The following is an 18137-nucleotide window of genomic DNA, read 5'->3' on the forward strand; positions in this document are numbered from 1 at the left end:
CAAATCAATGCTCTTCAGCTGGATTTTCTATGGTCTCACCATTAACTGGTTGTACAGGCGTATCGTTAGCTACTTCTACTTTTTCTAATGGTTTGGATGCACCCCAACCAGCTGGTGGTGAAGGTTCTTTTCCGGTCATGATTTCTTTAATCTGATCCGCATCAATGGTTTCATATTTAATTAAACTTTCAGCCATCAGATGGAGCTTATCCATATTAGCAACCAGAATTTCTTTCGCTCTTTGATAATTTCTATCGATGATAGCGCGTACTTCATCATCAATTTGCTGTGCGGTTCGATCCGACATTTCCTTATGTTTATTCATTGATCGACCTAAAAATACTTCTTCCTCTTCTTCTCCAAAGGTTAATGGTCCTAGTGGTGATAGTCCCCAGGTTGTAACCATTTTACGAGCAATTTCAGTAGAACGCATGATGTCATTTGATGCACCAGTAGTTACACTTTCAAGGCCAAATATAAGCTCTTCAGCAATACGTCCGCCAAATAAACTGGATAGCTGACTTTCCAAGCGTCGTTTACTATGACTGTATCTATCTTGTTCTGGCAAAAACATCGTCACACCCAATGCCCTGCCTCGAGGAATAATGGAGACCTTGTACACAGGATCATGCTCGGGTACTGACAAACCTACAATGGCATGTCCTGCTTCATGGTACGCGGTCAGTTTTTTCTCATTATCATCCATCACCATGGAGCGTCTTTCAGTACCCATCATGATTTTATCTTTAGCCTTTTCAAGCTCAATCATACCCACTTTACGCTTGTTTGCTCGCGCAGCAAATAGTGCGGCTTCGTTTACCAGATTAGATAAATCAGCGCCTGAAAATCCTGGAGTACCTCTGGCGATATCCATCACTTCAACACTGTTGTCTACAGGGACCTTCTGCAAATGGACTCTTAATATTTGTTCACGGCCTCTGATATCCGGTAAAGGCACAACAACCTGCCGATCAAATCGTCCTGGACGCAAAAGAGCTGGATCCAGCACATCCGGACGGTTAGTAGCCGCTACAACAATAACCCCTTCACTTCCTTCAAAGCCATCCATTTCGACTAAAAGTTGGTTAAGAGTTTGTTCGCGCTCATCATGTCCACCACCAAGACCTGCGCCTCTATGTCGTCCAACCGCATCGATTTCATCGATGAAAATAATACATGGGGCATGCTTTTTGGCCTGTTCAAACATATCACGTACACGTGATGCGCCTACACCTACAAACATTTCCACGAAATCGGAACCAGATATGGTAAAGAAAGGTACTTTAGCTTCACCTGCTACTGCCCTGGCCAATAAGGTTTTACCAGTACCAGGAGAACCAACCAATAAAACGCCTCGTGGTATTCGACCACCCAGACTTTGGAATTTGGTAGGATCACGTAAAAAGTCAACCAGTTCCTTGACTTCTTCTTTTGCTTCATCAACACCAGCCACATCAGCAAAAGTAACTTTGACCTGGTCTTCGCCCAATAACCGAGCGCGTGATCTGCCGAACGACATAGCTCCGCGACCACCGCCGCCTTGCATTTGTCGCATAAAGAATATCCAGACACCAATTAATAGCAACATGGGGAACCAGTTTATAAACAGATGCAAGAGGAAACTCTCTTGTTGTTTTTCTTGACCACTGACATCCACTTTGCCTTTTAATAACTCACCTAAAAGCGCGTTATCCTGCATCGGCATATAGGTGACAAAACGTTTATTGTTTTTTGTCATCCCTTTGATGATCTTGTTATCCTCAATAGTAACTGAGTTCACCATGCCTTGATCGACTTCTTTCAAAAACTGGCTGTAAGAAACTTTCTCAGCAACAGAGTTTCGAGGACCAAAATTACTGAAAACAGAGACCAGGACAATCGCTATAATCAGCCATAAAAATAAATTCTTAACCATGTCGTTCAAAGTATTAACCTCGTTAGTTACTTACAGCTTTGTTGTGAGAACGATTATATAACCCTTGCAAATTAAGTTGCTTGTATTGGTGCATCTTTATCCTTAAGAGAGATATATATAAAGCTACTATAAATTATAGCCCTTTGCCAGCAAATAGGTTTCTTTTGAGCGAGATCTTGAAGCGGATGGTTTACGAATAACCACTCGCTCAAAAGATGCTCGCGCTTGTTTCACTAATTCATCAAACCCCGAACCATGAAATACTTTAATCAACATAGAGCCTCCCGGTTTTAACATTTTTTCCGCAAAATCAAAAGCCAGCTCTACTAAATACATGGCGCGTGGAATATCTATTGCCGTACTTCCACTCATATTTGGGGCCATATCTGATAATAACAAGTCCACACTACGTTCTGGAATTAAATTTATTAATTCCTGCAATACTGTATCTTCCCTAAAATCTCCCTGAATAAAGTTCACATCAGGTAAGGCATCCATAGGTAAAATATCCAAAGCAACAATATGGCCTTTACCATTTAATCGTTCAGAAACGTACTGCGTCCAGCCACCCGGTGCCGCGCCTAAATCAACGACGGTCATTCCTGGCTTCAGAAGCAGTTCCTTTTCATCAACTTCTTTCAATTTATAAACAGCGCGGCTTCTATAGCCTTCTGCCTGTGCTTTTTTAACATAAACGTCATCAAAATGCTCTTGTAACCAACGTTTACTGCTTTTAGTACGACTCATAACCATCAAATATTATATCGAATTATCCTATGATACTGAATTTTACTACCTTTTCCCAGCAAAACGTGCAATAATTTGCCATTTTATCGATCAGGAACATCATAGTGGATACTTCGTTCAAACAATCACTTAAAGCACAGGCTCATCATTTGAAACCTGTAATTCTTTTAGGAGCCAAGGGATTAACTGAAGCTGTTATTGCTGAAACCAATATTGCCTTACTATCGCATGAATTAATTAAAGTTAAAATTAATGGCGCAGAAAAAGAAGACCGTTTAGAAATGGCGCATGAATTATGCCATCAATTACACGCTGAATTAGTACAAATGATCGGCAATACTGTAATTCTCTACCGTAAAAATGAAGAAAAGCATAAATAAATCAGGTTAAAGGATTACCTAATTCCTGAAGATATAATTTCCCAAACTGGTAGGACGCATAATCAGTAATGTGTCCTGCATCACGATAGATCGGAACTCCATTAATATCCGCTTTACATCGATTATTGGGGCATTGCACTGTTTTTGGATCAATCACAATTAATTGTGGATACTTCAGTTTCATTTCATCAAAAACCACATTAATCCAGAGATCTTTTCTTGAGCTGTATAAATTAAAATTACAAAGCTCAGGATTGTAGGACTGATGCAATTTAATGTGTCTGTAAAAACAACTTAAGGCATTATTTTGCATTAACGCTGTCGATTTGATTAAAACAGGCTTGGCTCCTGTATCCGTTATCACTTTCAAAGCCGTATCTAACGCAACTTTAAACCGTTGCTTCGAAAGACTCACCGAACGCTTGTCCCCAATCTGATTGATGATGCTGTCGGTTAAATAATTGCTCCAGACCTGCCCAATGATGACATAGTCATAATGATTGTTGCGTATCATGCGATAATATTTTTGTGTGTTATCAAAACACTCCTGATACACACTGTTTTTAAATGTCCACCAATCATAAAGAAAAATACCCGGTAAAGTGATGCACGAGGAAGTACCCTCCGCCTGAATGGTTATACCCGCATCCTTTCCGAAAGTATCCATTAATCCCCAATAATGATTGGAAAAAGAATCACCGATCATCAAGCCTGATTTACTGTCCACTTTTTTAGCACCCAATTTGCAGACACTATTGTAATCCGTCCATTTATTACTTATGCATAACGGCCTTTGGGCACTATTATACTCTTCCAATTGCTTATAGATATGTACCAACTCCTGATCAAAGCGCTGCGGAAATCCCGAATGATTTCTAATAAGCGCCGAATTTAAATGAGTAAAAGCGATGGGCATCAACAACAAAATAATCACCGTATACTGAAACGGGAGCTGATGATAGCGTCTGGCAGGTTTTTCAATATAACGCCATGATAAATAACCCAGAACAAAGATAAACAGGTAGGCTAAAAACAATATCAGAGGCGTTTCCGCATTGCCTTGATACCTTAAAAACGAAAATACAACCCAATGCCAGATATACAAGGAATAGGACAATACACCAATAAAAACCAGGGGCTTTACCGAAAGAGCCTTTACCAAAAAATGCTCTGAATTATATTTACCCAAGGCAATCAATATACCGGTTGCCAGGCAAACCGAAAAGGCGTACCAATTGGGATATCCAAGAAGGATATGATTAAGACTGGCACTATAAAAAATAGTGCTCAGGGATAATATTCCGACAATTGATACGATGCGACTATCTAATGTGACGCGATGCAATGGTATTAAAGCGATACAAGAGCCCAATAAAAATTCGAACATTCTACTGGAGAATAAATAATAAGTTTGTGCGGGAATATTATGAGAACTTCTCAGCGTAATCAGGAAACAAAGGATTGTCAGCAAAAAAACAGCTCGAATAACATTTCTGTTGCTCAACATGCGATGTAAACAGTACATTGCTATAGGTAAAATCAAATAACATTGCCATTCAATTGAAAGCGACCAGGTATGCAATAATGGGAGCTGGTGAGTGTCGGGTGAAAAATATCCTGTCGTCGTATGATTAAAAAATAAATTGGAGATAAATAAAGACGTTTTACGTGCGCTTCGACTGAATTGTATTAAGTCTTCCGGCAAAAAAAACAGCAAAGATAAAATCGTAGTACACACTATAAGACAAACAAAAACAGGTTGAAGACGCCATAATCTACGATTATAAAATTCGATAAAAGAAAAATTCTGATTATTCAGGGATCCATTAATTATGCTTGTAATCAGAAATCCAGAAATAACAAAAAATACATCCACCCCTACAAATCCGGAAGGGAAATATGCCAAGCCTCCGTGGTAAACCAGGACCAGCAAAATCGCAATAGCTCTTAACCCGTCGATATCTGGTCTGTATTTCATGAATCTGACTCTTGGGAACAATAACCCGGTAATTTTATCATCTTCAAGCCAATCCATAAACTTTAATTTCAATTATCCAAAATTCAGCGCTCAAGTGAATCATTCAGAAGCAAAACAAATAATTCCAACATAGCTTGCAAATGAGAATGATTATCATTTATATTAATATATATGTAATAAATTCTGGAGAACCAAATGGCCCTGGCGTATGGAAACTTTCATGAACTAAGTCATCAAATACGTTTTCTACTGTTTGAAATTGGTATTGGCTTGCCTCAAAACAGGATCGATTATTATATTACTCTTGCACACCGAGACGCATTAAAACGCTTACAGCGAGCAGTTCTTGCAGAAGGATTAATAGAGGCTCCAATAGCCACCCACCATGTCCATGATTTAATCGAACAAGTACAGGTTAGCTTGAAAAAAACATTGCCAGCGAGTCAGTTTTTTCAATGGGACACTATTCGAGATGAACTGGATGAATCCATTGCCAATGATGCCCTGGCTCAGGCATATAAACAGTGTTGGAACTCCCAGATTCGAAATGAAGCGAATGGCTATCACAGTCTATGGTCCTGGATGAATAAAACTCAAACGGCATATGAAACTTTATTATTTCTTGAACAATGGGGATGTACAGGCAACCCTTATCAACCCGCCTTTCGAGCAAAAACAGGATTATCCCGACGTGAAGTATTACAAAACTCACCTGAATTTCAGTCTAAAATCAGCATTCACTGGTGTGCATTAACTAAGAATAAAGTGTCTATTCCTGCCCAAGCACTGCAGTTCAATGATTTAATTGCACAAGAATTTCCAACGGAATTTCTTTTATGGCGTGAACGAGTACTACTCCACCATTTAAATCCTGAAGACTATTATCCACTGCCAGTGCATCCCTGGCAGTGGCGCAATCAATTACAAACCCGGTGCTCCGCACTGATCGATAATAAATCTCTAGTTTTATTGCCACATCACCAGACTTTAATCCCATCCATGTCCTTTGATACCATGTTGCCGCCGGATTGCCCGCGTGCCATGATTAACCTGTCATCAATGTCCAAAACATCCTGTTCAAGCATTGCAGAATCATGTGCATTAAATGAACAGGATACCGAGGTTATTCGCTGGATCAACTCATTATTAAAGGCAAATAATCACTATAAAAACACGTTTTTTTTAGTCGATGAGTTATCATCTATTGGAGTTAAAGACGATACCATACCAGAATTTGTCCAGAAGAAACTTCACACCAGTCTACGTCAAAATCCCCTCAATTTTTTAAAATCGAATCAAAAGGCGGTACCTTTTGCGAGTTTATTTTCTAACTCACCCTTATCGAACACGCCGCTAATTATCGAAATTATTAAGGAAAGCGACCTAGAGCCTTTGAACTATTTAGCGAACTATTGTCGTACAATTTTATTTGGTGCTTTACACCTCATGTTAAAGCATGGAGTGATACTTCAAGCACAACAACATCAAATTCTGGTTATCTTTGATGACAACACACCACGAGGAATTATTTATAAAGATCTGGAGCAGATTGTTGTTGGAGAGCATGTGTTTTTTAATACTGGGGAAGAACGAGAATTATCAATAGACGCGAGACTTAACACATGGAATCTGAATTTATTAAGTACTCGTTTTATTCAAAATATCCTGCAAAATAATATAAAACCATGGATAGAAGCATTAAATACAGCATACCCTATTCCAGTGAATCAATTATGGAGCTGTGTACATCAGGTAATCCATGCTCTGTTTAATGAACTGACCCAGGACATCAACCCCCAATTAATAGATCGACTAGAACAGCTCATATTACACGAGGCATGGCAGCATCAATGCTCATTTACCATGCGATTAAGTTCCAACTCCTACAACAATACGATTGTGCATGAGGTGAATCCTTTCACTCTATTATAAAGGAATTATGATAAACGCTAGAAAAAATGGGACAAGATCGTCCTCGTTATATCCAGAGTCTGGAAAAAACACTCGTGACTTCTCAATAAGTCAGAGGACCTCAAAATCAACACTGGATACAAGATACATTCCTCAATCACGTGACAGAGGCAGCGGTATTGTATAAACTAGTTCGTACCACTGCCATATGTAATCCAGGATTGCGGAAGTACATTTGGTGCAATACATACTCTCAACATGCTAATCAATGAGAGTAAATAAAATTATCGTATGACACATGATACTAAAACATATACCCAATGCGTTGACATTGTTTCGGTTAGGGCTGATTGTTCCATTTTTGATGTATTTATATCATCATGAGTACGTTAATGCTTTTTATACATTTATCTTGGCCGGTATTACAGATGGGCTTGATGGTTGGCTAGCCCGCCATTTTAATTGGCAAAGTTTTTTTGGTTCCTTCGTTGATCCCCTAGCTGATAAATTATTAGTTGCCTCAAGCTTTATCTCATTAGCGCTCATCGGTTCTTTACCCTGGTGGTTAGTGATCCTGGTATTCCTACGAGATTTTACTATCTCCATGGGGGTGCTCGCCTGGTATTGGTTCATTCAACGCAAACTTGATTTTGAACCTACTTTATTAAGTAAATTTAATACCACCTTTCAACTCTTTCTGGTTACTTTATGCTTATTTGAATTAGCTTACTTTAAATTCTCTCTTTATTTAGTGGACGTATTAATTTACTTAACAGCTTTTACCACAGCAACCACTTATCTTGATTATATCTGGACCTGGGGTAAGAAAGCCTGGCCAAAAAAAGAACAACCACAATGAACAAGCAATTGGCTTTAGCAATAAAATTAAATGATGAAGCGACTCTCGCTGATTTTAATTGGGAGAATAATGGGCTATTACACCAGCAATTAAAAAATATGCTGACCCTGAAAGAAGAACGATTACTTTATCTCTGGGGACCAAAAGGCAGTGGAAAATCCCATCTGCTCCAAGCCTGTTGTCAATCCGTCAATTTAAAACAATCGGCAATGTATCTTCCTTTGACGCTTCTTAAAGACTGGGGGCCGCAAACGATAGAGGGTCTGGAAGAGCAGGATTTAATTTGTATTGATGATATAGATGCCATTGCGAATAACTCCGCCTGGGAAGAGGCATTATTTCATCTTTACAATAGAATAAAGGACATGGAAAAAGGATTACTGATTATTTCCGGAAATCTGCCCCCAGCAAAAAGTACTATTAATCTGGCCGATCTTCGTTCCCGGCTTGCCTGGGGATTAGTTATTCAACTGAATGAATTAAGCGATGAAGAAAAAATTAATACGCTTAAATTACATGCTCTTAAACGGGGAATTGATTTACCAGAGAGCGTAGGGCAATTTTTATTAAACCGCTGTTCACGTAATATGCATGATTTACATCAACTGCTTAATCGTCTGGACGATGCATCCCTGGCAGCTCATCGCAAAATTACTATCCCCTTTGTTAAAGACACTTTAAATATTTGAAACAAGATTCCATACATTTGACAACGCCCAAATTCGGTCTATAAATAATAGAGTTGGTTAGTTTTTATCCGCTCTTCGCCCCAAATAAATTTATGGATAAATTGATGCGAAAAAGTGAGTCGGGATGTTCAATGGAGAGAACAATGAAAACTCAAGATGTGATAGCAATTGATTCCTATGTAGTTGAAACTCAGAACACCACGCCAATGCAACTAAGTAATGAGTTATACCGTTTTCTTGCGAAGTCGTATCACCTTGCAGATCATGATGAATTCGAGCGTCTAATTTTACAACCTGAAACAGATGGTGAAGTAACCGTACTTTACGGTATCAATAAGGAAATTGCCGGATTTTCACGTACCTACAGACAAGGTGTCGATCTGAGTAAAAAACAAGTCATAGTATACTCCGCTTATATTTACCTGAGTCCACATTATAAAGTGCGTCCAACTATAGAGAGCGCAGGTCTGACTCAGGCAATAAAAGAAAAACTGGAGAATCCCCAGGAAGAAATTATCTATCTGGCGTTTGCAAATAATCCGCTAACCTATGATTTTATTTATCAGCTTAGTGATTCTATTTACCCCAAACCGTCTCAAAGAGTTCCTGAGCAAATACTCAACCTAATTAATGCCTTCAAGAAACAGTACGGCTGGATTGCAACCAATTCTCATCCACTGGTGATTAACTCCCCGTTGGTCCCTCTTAGAAGTCAAAGCAATTTCACGATTGATGAAACAGATGTACTGCATGAATTTTACTTATCTACAAACCCTGATTATTTACAAGGAAATTCATTGTTAGTCTACATGCCGCTGCATTTAGCAAACATCAATTATGGACTGGATCGTCTCGACTCTAATTGCGACTACAACCAGAAACTTTATCATAATCCACCGCAGTATTGTCACTCTCCTGTGTTGAAAGGTTAAGATGAAATGAGTAAATATTAGTACTGGTTTTAATTACCGGTGATTTACCTTCATAAGCACTTGAGGATTCCTCAGGATTACTGATTTCCTTAAGTGCTGAACTGCTCCTGGTTTTTTGTAATTCAGATACCTCAGTGATTAAAGACTTGGTACTTGATACCTGTTTCTGTAAATTCTCAAGTTTTCTTTCTTGATTTGCCAGATTTTCAGAATCACATAATTTTTCAATTTTTTCTTCATCAAGGCCAAACCATGTACTGATAAGCTTTTTTACACCAACACGCTCTACATTCCAATAAAGACCAAATGCAGCTAAACCAATACCTAAACCAAACAAAACTATTGGAAAAAAAGCAGGTGTCACTGCGGTCATAAACAAACTCAAAACAAATACAGCAACTGACTGGCCTGCAAAATATCCGCTACCAAAAAATAATAACCCGGCAACCCAGGAAACAATGGTTTCGGCTAGTTTCATATTCTCGCTGTTCAATGCTTTTTCAAATTGCTTACTCGCCTGCGCAACAGCTTTTAACCGCGTTTGCAGCATGGAAATTGTGAGTTCATAAGTTTCTAATTCTTGCGCGGTCAATTGTGCAAGGTCATAAGATTCTATTGTTCTTCTAATCGATTTAATTTCATCCATTTGTGACAGATAGATATCTAATAATTTAGGTGCATCTCTTAATTTTATGCCTAAATTCTGAGAGACCTGGACGAGATCAAATCCATAAAAAACGACAATGGATAAAGCAGAAAAAACAACGCCAACAGCAAGTATGGCTATAGAAGGAAATGATAATACCGACATTAAAGAGGCAATACTATCAAAGCCTTCACAAGCTGCTAATAAAGTCCCGGCAATTGCCAAAAGAATAAATTTGTTTTGATTACTTGATGAGGGGGGAGGATCCATTTTTTTTACGTAGGAATTTGTTCCTGGCATGGCTGCCAATAAATCTTTTAATAATTCCGCTCGCAAAGAAGCCAGGATGAAATCAATTTTTTCTTTATTACTTTTAGAAATAGTCTCAGGGAGATTGATTTTATCAGCTAACCAGCTAATCAATTGTACAGCGTCTACTGGCGAAACCAAATACTCTGGGCTTACCGCTTCAGGTCCATAAGAATCTATAAACTCCTTCATCAATTTCTGAGAATTTTCACTTAGTTCAACCTGTACCCCCATCCCCGCTCCTTACTCTTTTAAATTTGAAATTTTAATAAGAGGTAGTATTAATTGATATTGCCTTCAAGTGACACCCTTCTAATGATGATATTTTAACCAATTATAATTAAATAAACATTAAGTGAGCAGTATAATAACAACTTATTGGTGAAATTTGAATTTAATATGCTGAAATACAGGCTCTAGAATAGGACTCGTTTATTGAGTTATTATTTTTATGAGCTATTGCGACCGGAATACCGCGGACAAATCCGCGGCAAGTCAGGTGTGTGGAGAGCGAACTGTTACTGTGTCTAATGGCTGGGGATATACGTAGTAGAGAATTCAACTGATTCTATTTCATGTTTCGAACCTGTGCTGTTTGTAGCAATATATCGGCTTAACCGTGGTGATAGGAACCACATAACCAAAGCTATTATGAACGTTACGATACCAATACAGGCAAATACATTAGTATAAATAAAAAGTGATTCAACACCGGGTTTAATATGCTCAGGAAGCGCGGTATATGAAGCCACGTAAGCCCCGATAAATCCGGCTACTGAAGAAGTCAAAAACCACATGCCCATAACAAAACCAACGATTTGTGCAGGCACCAGCTCGGCAACCATAGCAACGCCAAGAGCCGAAACCAGTAACTCACCAAGACTTTGAAATAAATAACTAAAAATGAGCCACCATGAAGATACCATGCCATTTCCCGTATAAAAATAACGAGCAAAATAGAGCATTAAAAAGCTGACAGCACACATAGTCATTCCCAGAGCAAATTTGTAAGGAATTGAAAACAAAATTCCCTTGCGATGCAATTTGCCATAAACATAAGCTAATACTGGACTCATCAACACAATCCAAATGGGGTTAAGTGCCTGAAAGCTTTGAGCATCAAAAGTTATTCCCATAACATTTGGAATCACATTGTTTACTGCAAATAAATTGAGGGATGTGGGCATTTGTTGGTATAAAGTAAAGAAAATGACTGCCTCTACCATTAACGCAAGAGCGACTAACATTTTCATGAATGTGGCTCGATTTTCCTTTCTCATCATCAAGCCATATGCTGCAACGACCAGTATCGTGATACACCACAACAGGTTTTTGGCAATCATCACATGCTGGAGTAAATAAGCGGCTATCTCAGTGAAGAGTGCTATACCCATAAGGATTAAGAACCAATGCCAAAAAGTAATCCTACGCATATCAGCTTCAGTATTTATATGAGAAACATGATGATGTTGAAACCAATAATTAACGAGCCCCAAAATCAGACCTATTGCACTGATTAAGTAGGCATAGGAATAGCCATATCGACTGGAAATGGTAGGCCCAACTATCAAAGCAACCATGCTGCCTAAATTAATAGCCATATAATAAAGGGTGAATCCGCCATGTAAACGAGGGTCATTCTCCTCATAACATTTTGAGAGTAAATTTGATGGATTTGCTTTAAACAAACCGTTACCCACACAAATCAATCCCAAGGCCAGAAAAACATGCTCTTTATCAGTAAATGCCAGAGAGAAATATCCCGCAACCAGAACAACCAAACCCAGCACTATTGTTCTCTTGGTACCAAGTACCCTGTCCCCCATATATCCGCCGATAACAACCATGCCGTAAACCAAGGCAGAAAAGGCTCCGAACGTATAGTAAGAAACCATATCGTTATAACCTAAATATCGGATGAAATAGAGAGTGAGTATGCCCTGGACTGTATAAAATCCAAACCTCTCCCACAATTCCAACATAAAAATCATGTGAAATGCACGCGGTTGTTCACGAAATAAATTCAGCATGAATTTTTATTCCTTAAGGAGGGTAAATTTTTAAATTATAGGAATTTTTTACTTTTTGCAACGGAGTTTCAAAGATAAATTTAGTTAGATATGACTTACAAAAATAACCGAATGGCGAGGCAAAAGATTTTTATAATGAGGGAGCTTAGGGTGTGTTGATCATTCATCTATTTATTTCCAACATCGAAGGACGTCGAAATAGGAAATGTCAACTGCCCCTAGATAGACGAAATGGTCGAATAAAAAAATCCATTTAACAAAGAGAGAGGGGGGGCGTAAGTCATTTTAGGTTAAGGATGTTCTCCAACAGCTTCACTTTCCCCTTCATCTTCGCCGTCGTCAACTTCTGCTTCCGCGATTACTTCTGGCTCTGGCTTTGGCGTTGGCGTTGGTTTTGCAATTAAAAAATCAGTATCCAGTTCTGATTCATTATTCACTTCATGGGGATGTGCATGTAAATGCTCTGAATATTCTATAACGGCTTTCTTTCCCATTAAACCAACCAAAACAAGTGCGGTAGAATCTACTTGGTGGATCGTTTCACCATGCTCGGACTCCATTTTTTGAGAATCTGTATGGTGAATACTGTCGATTTCAGGAACAGCTTCATCAAGAATTTCTCCATGAGTAACCTGGCTCATATTCGATTGACTATCAGGCACAATTACATTAGACACTGCTAGTTTTAATCCCGAGGTATTCTCCATTAGATCTTCTTTTTGCTCTTCTAAAGTATTGTCATGTGCTAAATCTTCTTTAGATTCCGTTTCAACTGATTCGGTAGGCGATTTAAATTTATTCAATAACCAATTGCCAAAAAGTTTAACTACCGGAGTCAATAATCTTCCAGTAAGATAAACGCCACCTGCAATTGCAGCTCCTGCAAGTATCCATGCACCTACAGGCGGAAAAAATAATGTGACCACAAGTCCAATGATGGATAATGAGGTTAAACCGACACCAATACTTTTATCCAAAACACGCATCATACCGACACGCTCTATTTTTTGTTCTATATGCAACTCTTTATTTTTCAATTCATAAATCAATGATTTTTGTGCGTCGTAACGCTCTTCTAATCCCTTAATTTCCAATGCAATAAATTCATCTCCGGTGGATGTAGCCAATTTATGTTCCAACTCTCTAGCTTCATCCTGAAGCAATTTCATGAGCTCTTCTGCTTTGGCAATTTCTCCTTGTAAAAACTTTCGTTCCTTACCCAACTGATATCGAGTATAAAGAGTTCGAGCCAATAAAACGGTACCAAAAACCAAACCAGTACCTGCTCCGATAAAACCTATTACTGGAGCGGTCACGGGAGCAGCCAAGGCAGTTATGGTGAGGCCTAAAAGAAAAGCGGAATAAATCCATCGAGTGTTATTACTCATTTTAAAGGGTATTTTTTCATCTAAAAGATAAGCTGCAAGATAGATTAAAGGGATACGCACAAAATCAAGGGCCGCCATGACAAGCACTGCGTAATGAAATCCGTGCGCGATCGATTCATTACCAAAAGAATCATTCACATTACTGACACGCTCACCTATCTTTATTGCTGTATCCGCTGCATCATCAACTTTTAACGACAACTTTGATAGCCAGGGAATACGGGCTGCCGCCGCTCTGAACAGTGATTTTTTCGTTAGGGGCACCAATTGGTACTCAACAGGAGCTTGCATCGCTTTCAAAAGCTCAATGTCCCTGTTTTTATCCGGTTCATCATCCTTTACATCACTATCAAGTCCCATATTCCAACTCAACAAATGAAGCATCTTTATAATTAATATAACAATTAATTCTTAAGAAAAGATGACGTCCCTTTTTCTTCCTTGGAAATTTTCATTAAAATCAGCTATATTTTCAAATATAATAAATAAAAAAAAATCACGATGGTTAAAAAAGCCCTTTATCTAGCAGGTGGTGGTGCTCGAGGCGCATATCAGGCAGGCGTTCTTAAGGCTATTGGTCATATACTGCAAGCCAAAACTCTTCCCTTTGATATGGTGAGCGGAGTTAGCGTCGGCAGTATCAATGCAGCCGTACTTGTAGAAAATGCAGATGACTTTCCTGCAGGGCTGGATAAACTGGAATCTATATGGGGCGAAATTCATTGCCAACAAATATATAAAGCCAGTAATTATGAATTAGGCAAATCCGTAATGCGGAACCTGAGCACCTTGATAATAAAACAACGCCAGGCAGGCCACCTGCTGGATACCTCCCCACTGAGACAATTTCTTGATGAGACAATAGATTTCTCTCGTATTGAGCAAAATATTGCTGCAGGTCATCTGGATACCTTCGAGGTATTAACCGCACGCTATGAAACACACCAAACCATTTCGTTTTATGATCATTATCAACCTGACTTTGAAGATTGGAATTACCCACGTCACAGCAGCCAACGAGCCACGATTAACGCCCAGCATATTCTAGCATCCAGTGCATTGCCTCTATTCTTTCCTCCGATTCATCTTGATGGATTTCATTACGGTGATGGAAGTGTGGGACTTGGTACTCCGCTTAGAGGAGCGATACGATCTCATGTCGATAGAATCATGATCTTGGGAACAAGAGAACTACCTGAATTCACAGATCCTGAAACGCTACGAAATGGAGATATTGCATTCGCACATATCTTGGGAAATATGATGAATGGGTTGTTCCTGGACAATCTTGATCGAGATATTGAGATGGTCAATCGTATGAATGAAATAGCAACTCTTCTGTCCATGTGGAAAAAACGCAGATCACCATGGCGGCCAATAACAACCCTGCATCTTCGCCCAAGCAGAGACATGGCCTCAGTAGCACAAGAACACTTTCAAAGTATGCCGGCTTTGCTACGCTACCTGTTAAATATTCTGGGCGCAAAGAGTCATTCAGGTGATTTATTGAGCTTTTTACTTTTTGAAAAGGAATTTACTCGTGTGCTGCTTGAATTAGGTTATCAGGACACGATTGCTTCTGCTGATGAAGTGACCGCCTTTTTTAATTAGTCAGGACGCAAAAACTCTATGACCGGTGCGGTTAATGGCTTCTCTCCATTCCAGATATAAAAAGCCTCTGCCGCCTGCTCAACCAACATACCCAAACCATCAACAGCCTGACAGCCAAGAGCTCTTGCATAAAGAACAAATGGAGTCACGCCTTTTTGATTATAAGCCAGGTCATAACATAAGGGCCTGGATCTCATAATCTCTTCTGGCAAAGCCAGAGTATGCCCCTCAAGGCTGGCCGAGGTTGCATTAATAATCAAATCAAAAACCCCATGCACCCTATCGAGACCAGTAATTCTGATTTGCGGAAAAGCCTTCTGCAGTTCTTCAGCTTTTTCAACGGTACGATTGGCAACAGTTAATGAATCAGGTTTCATTTCCAATAAAGGATAAAGAATACCTCGGGTCGCCCCTCCAGAACCTAGAATTAATATATTTTTGTTCTGCAATTCGAACATACGGGTTAAATCACAAATCAGACCGATTCCATCAGTATTATCCGCATACAGAATAGCATCCTTCATCCATAAGGTATTTGCAGCGCCTGCTAATGTACAACGAGGAGTATGCACTTTTGCCAACTCAAACGCTCTTTGTTTATAAGGCAGAGTCACATTAAGTCCTTTACCTCCCTGGTTAAAGAACTCGAGTACCTGTTGTTCAAATGAATGATCATCTCCTTTAATTTTTTCATAAGTCAGGGGGATATTCATTTGTTGCGCAAATTGTTGGTGGATCAATGGCGATAAACTGTGCTCGACTGGATTTCCTATAACTGCAAAACGTTGAACCATTTTTGGACCTTATAGTACGGTTTATTCACATTATATTTTTAGTGCTAAAGAATAGCACCCTTCGGCAACTTTTTGTTAAGGCTTCCGAAAAGTAACCCTAGTTAAAAACCCGATGCTGAATTACTATTGATCGATAATCCATGTTCTTCTTGAACCTGAACCTCTTTCTTATCATTCACATTAAAAAATAAAACATTATCGTGATGTCGCCTCACTGTAGATCGGTGTGCGATGCTAATGATGGTGGTTTTAGGAAGAAGTTCCTTGAGACGGCAATAAACCTGTTCTTCTACTTCTTCATCCAAAGAAGCCGTAGCTTCATCCAAAAATATCCAGTCAGGCTTCCTTAATAATACACGAGCAAAAGCGATTCGTTGTTGCTCACCCAGTGATTTAAAGCCAATTTGTTTATCTAATTTGTCTGCTAGCGCTTCCATATTGACGGCTTTTAATGCTGAAATTAATTCATTATCAGAATAAGGGCAGTTGGCATCTGGATACGCGAGTACCTTTCTTAAAGTATCATTGGGAAGAGTGGGTTTTTGCGGTAAAAAATAAACAGATTCCAGGCTATTGGGAATAATTACTTCGCCCTCTCCAGATAACCAGGTACCTGCTATTGCTTTAAAAAGACTGCTCTTTCCAGCACCAGAAGGTGCTTGAATCAAGGTATGAACACCTGGAGTAAAGTGTAAATTAAGGCCCTTTATGACTAACTCATTACTCCCGTGTAAATTAAGCTCCAGTTTTTTTACCACAAGACTGTTATCATGATGCGCTACAGTACGAATAATTTTTTTAGTGGATTCACCCTCATTATTTTTATCCAGAGCATTCTGCAAAATTATAATACGGCTCAGGCTGGTCTGGAATTTATTAATCGTCTCAAAGGAGTTGATGAACCAGTTTAATGAACGCGTCATCATGGCAAAATAATACCCTACAGAATAAAATACATCCAGGGTGATCAGATCCGAGAAATATAAAGGTGCTGCAGCTATAATAGGGACAATGGCTTGAAATGTTCCATTAAATACATTAAACGATGTGGTGTCATTTTGAATCGATAAGCGTTTTGCTGTTTTTTTATTTAATTCATCGACCTCTTGTTCCAATCGATTTTGGTAATACTGCTCCGCATGTTCAATTGCTATCTCTTCAGAAAACATTTTAATATGCTGTAAATCAGCTCGTAAATTGGACTGCGCAATCGTTTCTTCATTTGTCGACGCACGTAATGACCTGTTGATAAAATAACCAACAAGAGAAGTTACAATACCCACTCCCAGTGCCACAAATACTAAAAATCCGGGAATTACCAGGGTACTCCCAAAGAGCACAAAGGATAGTGAGCCACCGGCTAAAATTAAAAGTACGGTATAAACGACAAGATTGGAAAAGTTATCGATAAAACCTAAAAATAAATCCAGAGAGGATTCAACCACTTTATCAATATCTTCTTGAATACGCTGTTCCGGATTATCAATATCGTTATAGATTCGTGAGATTTCCAGATAATTCGTCTTACTATTCAAGTATTGATTAATCATTTTTTTAGTTAACCAGGAGCGCCAACTAACATACAATTCATTTTTTAAATAATTCGTTAAATAATTAAAACCAGCCATCGTACCAGAAATTAAAAAACCAGCCCCTAATCCAAATAACAGAAGTGCGGTATCTTTAACTATAAACGCACCGTAAATAAAGGGAAAAAACCACCCTCCTAGCACAAAACCAAGACCAATCATTGCTAAAGTACTTAGAACGCAACCAGAAAATAAAGCCCAGGCCTTCCATTGTTCATTTGAATTTAGAAAATAGTCCGTTAGAAGTTGAAAAGATTTTTTGAAGTATGAGGGTTCTGAAGAGGTTGGACGAGTCATTTGGAATTAGTTCTGAATTTTAAAATAAGGCTTAATATAATTCATGGGCAACAAATGATCAA

The 18137-nt window shown here is 38.8% G+C and carries 14 protein-coding genes; 6 read left to right on the forward strand and 8 right to left on the reverse strand.

The window, feature by feature from the left end; genetic code table 11:
* Positions 1 to 4: 4 nt before the first annotated feature.
* Both ftsH and rlmE read right to left on the reverse strand, forming a co-directional pair.
* Positions 5 to 1915: an ATP-dependent zinc metalloprotease FtsH gene (ftsH, locus tag Lqua_RS08355; RefSeq protein WP_058473827.1), complete on the reverse strand. Its 1911-nt coding sequence runs from the start codon at positions 1913 to 1915 to the stop codon at positions 5 to 7.
* 126 nt (positions 1916 to 2041) lie between these two features.
* Complete coding sequence (gene rlmE, locus Lqua_RS08360) at positions 2042 to 2662, reverse strand: 23S rRNA (uridine(2552)-2'-O)-methyltransferase RlmE (RefSeq protein ID WP_058473828.1); 621 nt, start codon at positions 2660 to 2662, stop codon at positions 2042 to 2044.
* Between the two features lie 104 nt (positions 2663 to 2766).
* On the opposite strand from rlmE, the gene yhbY reads away from it, so the two are divergent.
* Complete coding sequence (gene yhbY / locus Lqua_RS08365; RefSeq protein WP_058473829.1) at positions 2767 to 3042, forward strand: ribosome assembly RNA-binding protein YhbY; 276 nt, start codon at positions 2767 to 2769, stop codon at positions 3040 to 3042.
* A gap of 1 nt (position 3043) precedes the next feature.
* On the opposite strand, the gene Lqua_RS08370 is transcribed toward yhbY, so the two are convergent.
* Positions 3044 to 5020, reverse strand: coding sequence for an acyltransferase family protein (locus Lqua_RS08370; RefSeq protein ID WP_058473954.1), 1977 nt, complete (start codon positions 5018 to 5020; stop codon positions 3044 to 3046).
* Positions 5021 to 5215: 195 nt separating this feature from the next.
* Between Lqua_RS08370 and Lqua_RS08375 the strand changes: the two genes are divergently transcribed.
* From Lqua_RS08375 to Lqua_RS08390, 4 genes are all read left to right on the forward strand, one after another.
* Positions 5216 to 6952: an IucA/IucC family protein gene (locus Lqua_RS08375; protein WP_058473830.1), complete on the forward strand. Its 1737-nt coding sequence runs from the start codon at positions 5216 to 5218 to the stop codon at positions 6950 to 6952.
* 277 nt (positions 6953 to 7229) lie between these two features.
* Positions 7230 to 7790, forward strand: a complete 561-nt coding sequence (locus tag Lqua_RS08380) for a CDP-alcohol phosphatidyltransferase family protein (protein ID WP_058473831.1) — start codon at positions 7230 to 7232, stop codon at positions 7788 to 7790.
* Positions 7787 to 8479 carry a DnaA regulatory inactivator Hda gene (gene hda, locus Lqua_RS08385; protein ID WP_058473832.1) on the forward strand — a complete coding sequence of 231 codons (693 nt, stop codon included), beginning with the start codon at positions 7787 to 7789 and terminating at the stop codon, positions 8477 to 8479. Before Lqua_RS08380 ends, hda begins: the two co-directional genes overlap by 4 nt.
* 143 nt (positions 8480 to 8622) lie before the next feature.
* Positions 8623 to 9411, forward strand: a complete 789-nt coding sequence (locus Lqua_RS08390) for a hypothetical protein (RefSeq protein WP_058473833.1) — start codon at positions 8623 to 8625, stop codon at positions 9409 to 9411.
* Here Lqua_RS08390 and Lqua_RS08395 read toward each other — a convergent pair.
* From Lqua_RS08395 to Lqua_RS08405, 3 genes are all read right to left on the reverse strand, one after another.
* Complete coding sequence (locus tag Lqua_RS08395) at positions 9338 to 10600, reverse strand: TraB/GumN family protein (RefSeq protein ID WP_058473834.1); 1263 nt, start codon at positions 10598 to 10600, stop codon at positions 9338 to 9340. The genes Lqua_RS08390 and Lqua_RS08395 overlap by 74 nt on opposite strands.
* 293 nt (positions 10601 to 10893) lie before the next feature.
* Positions 10894 to 12396 (reverse strand): oligopeptide:H+ symporter, encoded by a 1503-nt coding sequence (locus Lqua_RS08400; RefSeq protein WP_058473835.1) that lies wholly within the window; start codon positions 12394 to 12396, stop codon positions 10894 to 10896.
* Positions 12397 to 12686: 290 nt separating this feature from the next.
* A complete protein-coding gene (locus Lqua_RS08405) occupies positions 12687 to 14144 on the reverse strand; it encodes a hypothetical protein (RefSeq protein ID WP_058473836.1) in 1458 nt (485 codons plus the stop codon).
* A gap of 141 nt (positions 14145 to 14285) precedes the next feature.
* Here Lqua_RS08405 and Lqua_RS08410 point away from each other — a divergent pair, with 141 nt between their 5' ends.
* On the forward strand, positions 14286 to 15395 hold the full coding sequence (locus Lqua_RS08410) for a patatin-like phospholipase family protein (protein ID WP_058473837.1): 1110 nt from the start codon (positions 14286 to 14288) through the stop codon (positions 15393 to 15395).
* On the opposite strand, the gene aroE is transcribed toward Lqua_RS08410, so the two are convergent.
* Both aroE and Lqua_RS08420 read right to left on the reverse strand, forming a co-directional pair.
* The gene (aroE, locus tag Lqua_RS08415; protein WP_058473838.1) at positions 15392 to 16189 is read right to left on the reverse strand and encodes a shikimate dehydrogenase; all 798 of its coding nucleotides are present in this window, start codon (positions 16187 to 16189) and stop codon (positions 15392 to 15394) included. The genes Lqua_RS08410 and aroE overlap by 4 nt on opposite strands.
* A 101-nt stretch (positions 16190 to 16290) precedes the next feature.
* Positions 16291 to 18075 carry an ABC transporter ATP-binding protein/permease gene (locus Lqua_RS08420; protein WP_058473839.1) on the reverse strand — a complete coding sequence of 595 codons (1785 nt, stop codon included), beginning with the start codon at positions 18073 to 18075 and terminating at the stop codon, positions 16291 to 16293.
* Between the last annotated feature and the right edge of the window lie 62 nt (positions 18076 to 18137).

The organism is Legionella quateirensis (genome assembly GCF_001467955.1).
GTDB lineage: Bacteria > Pseudomonadota > Gammaproteobacteria > Legionellales > Legionellaceae > Legionella > Legionella quateirensis.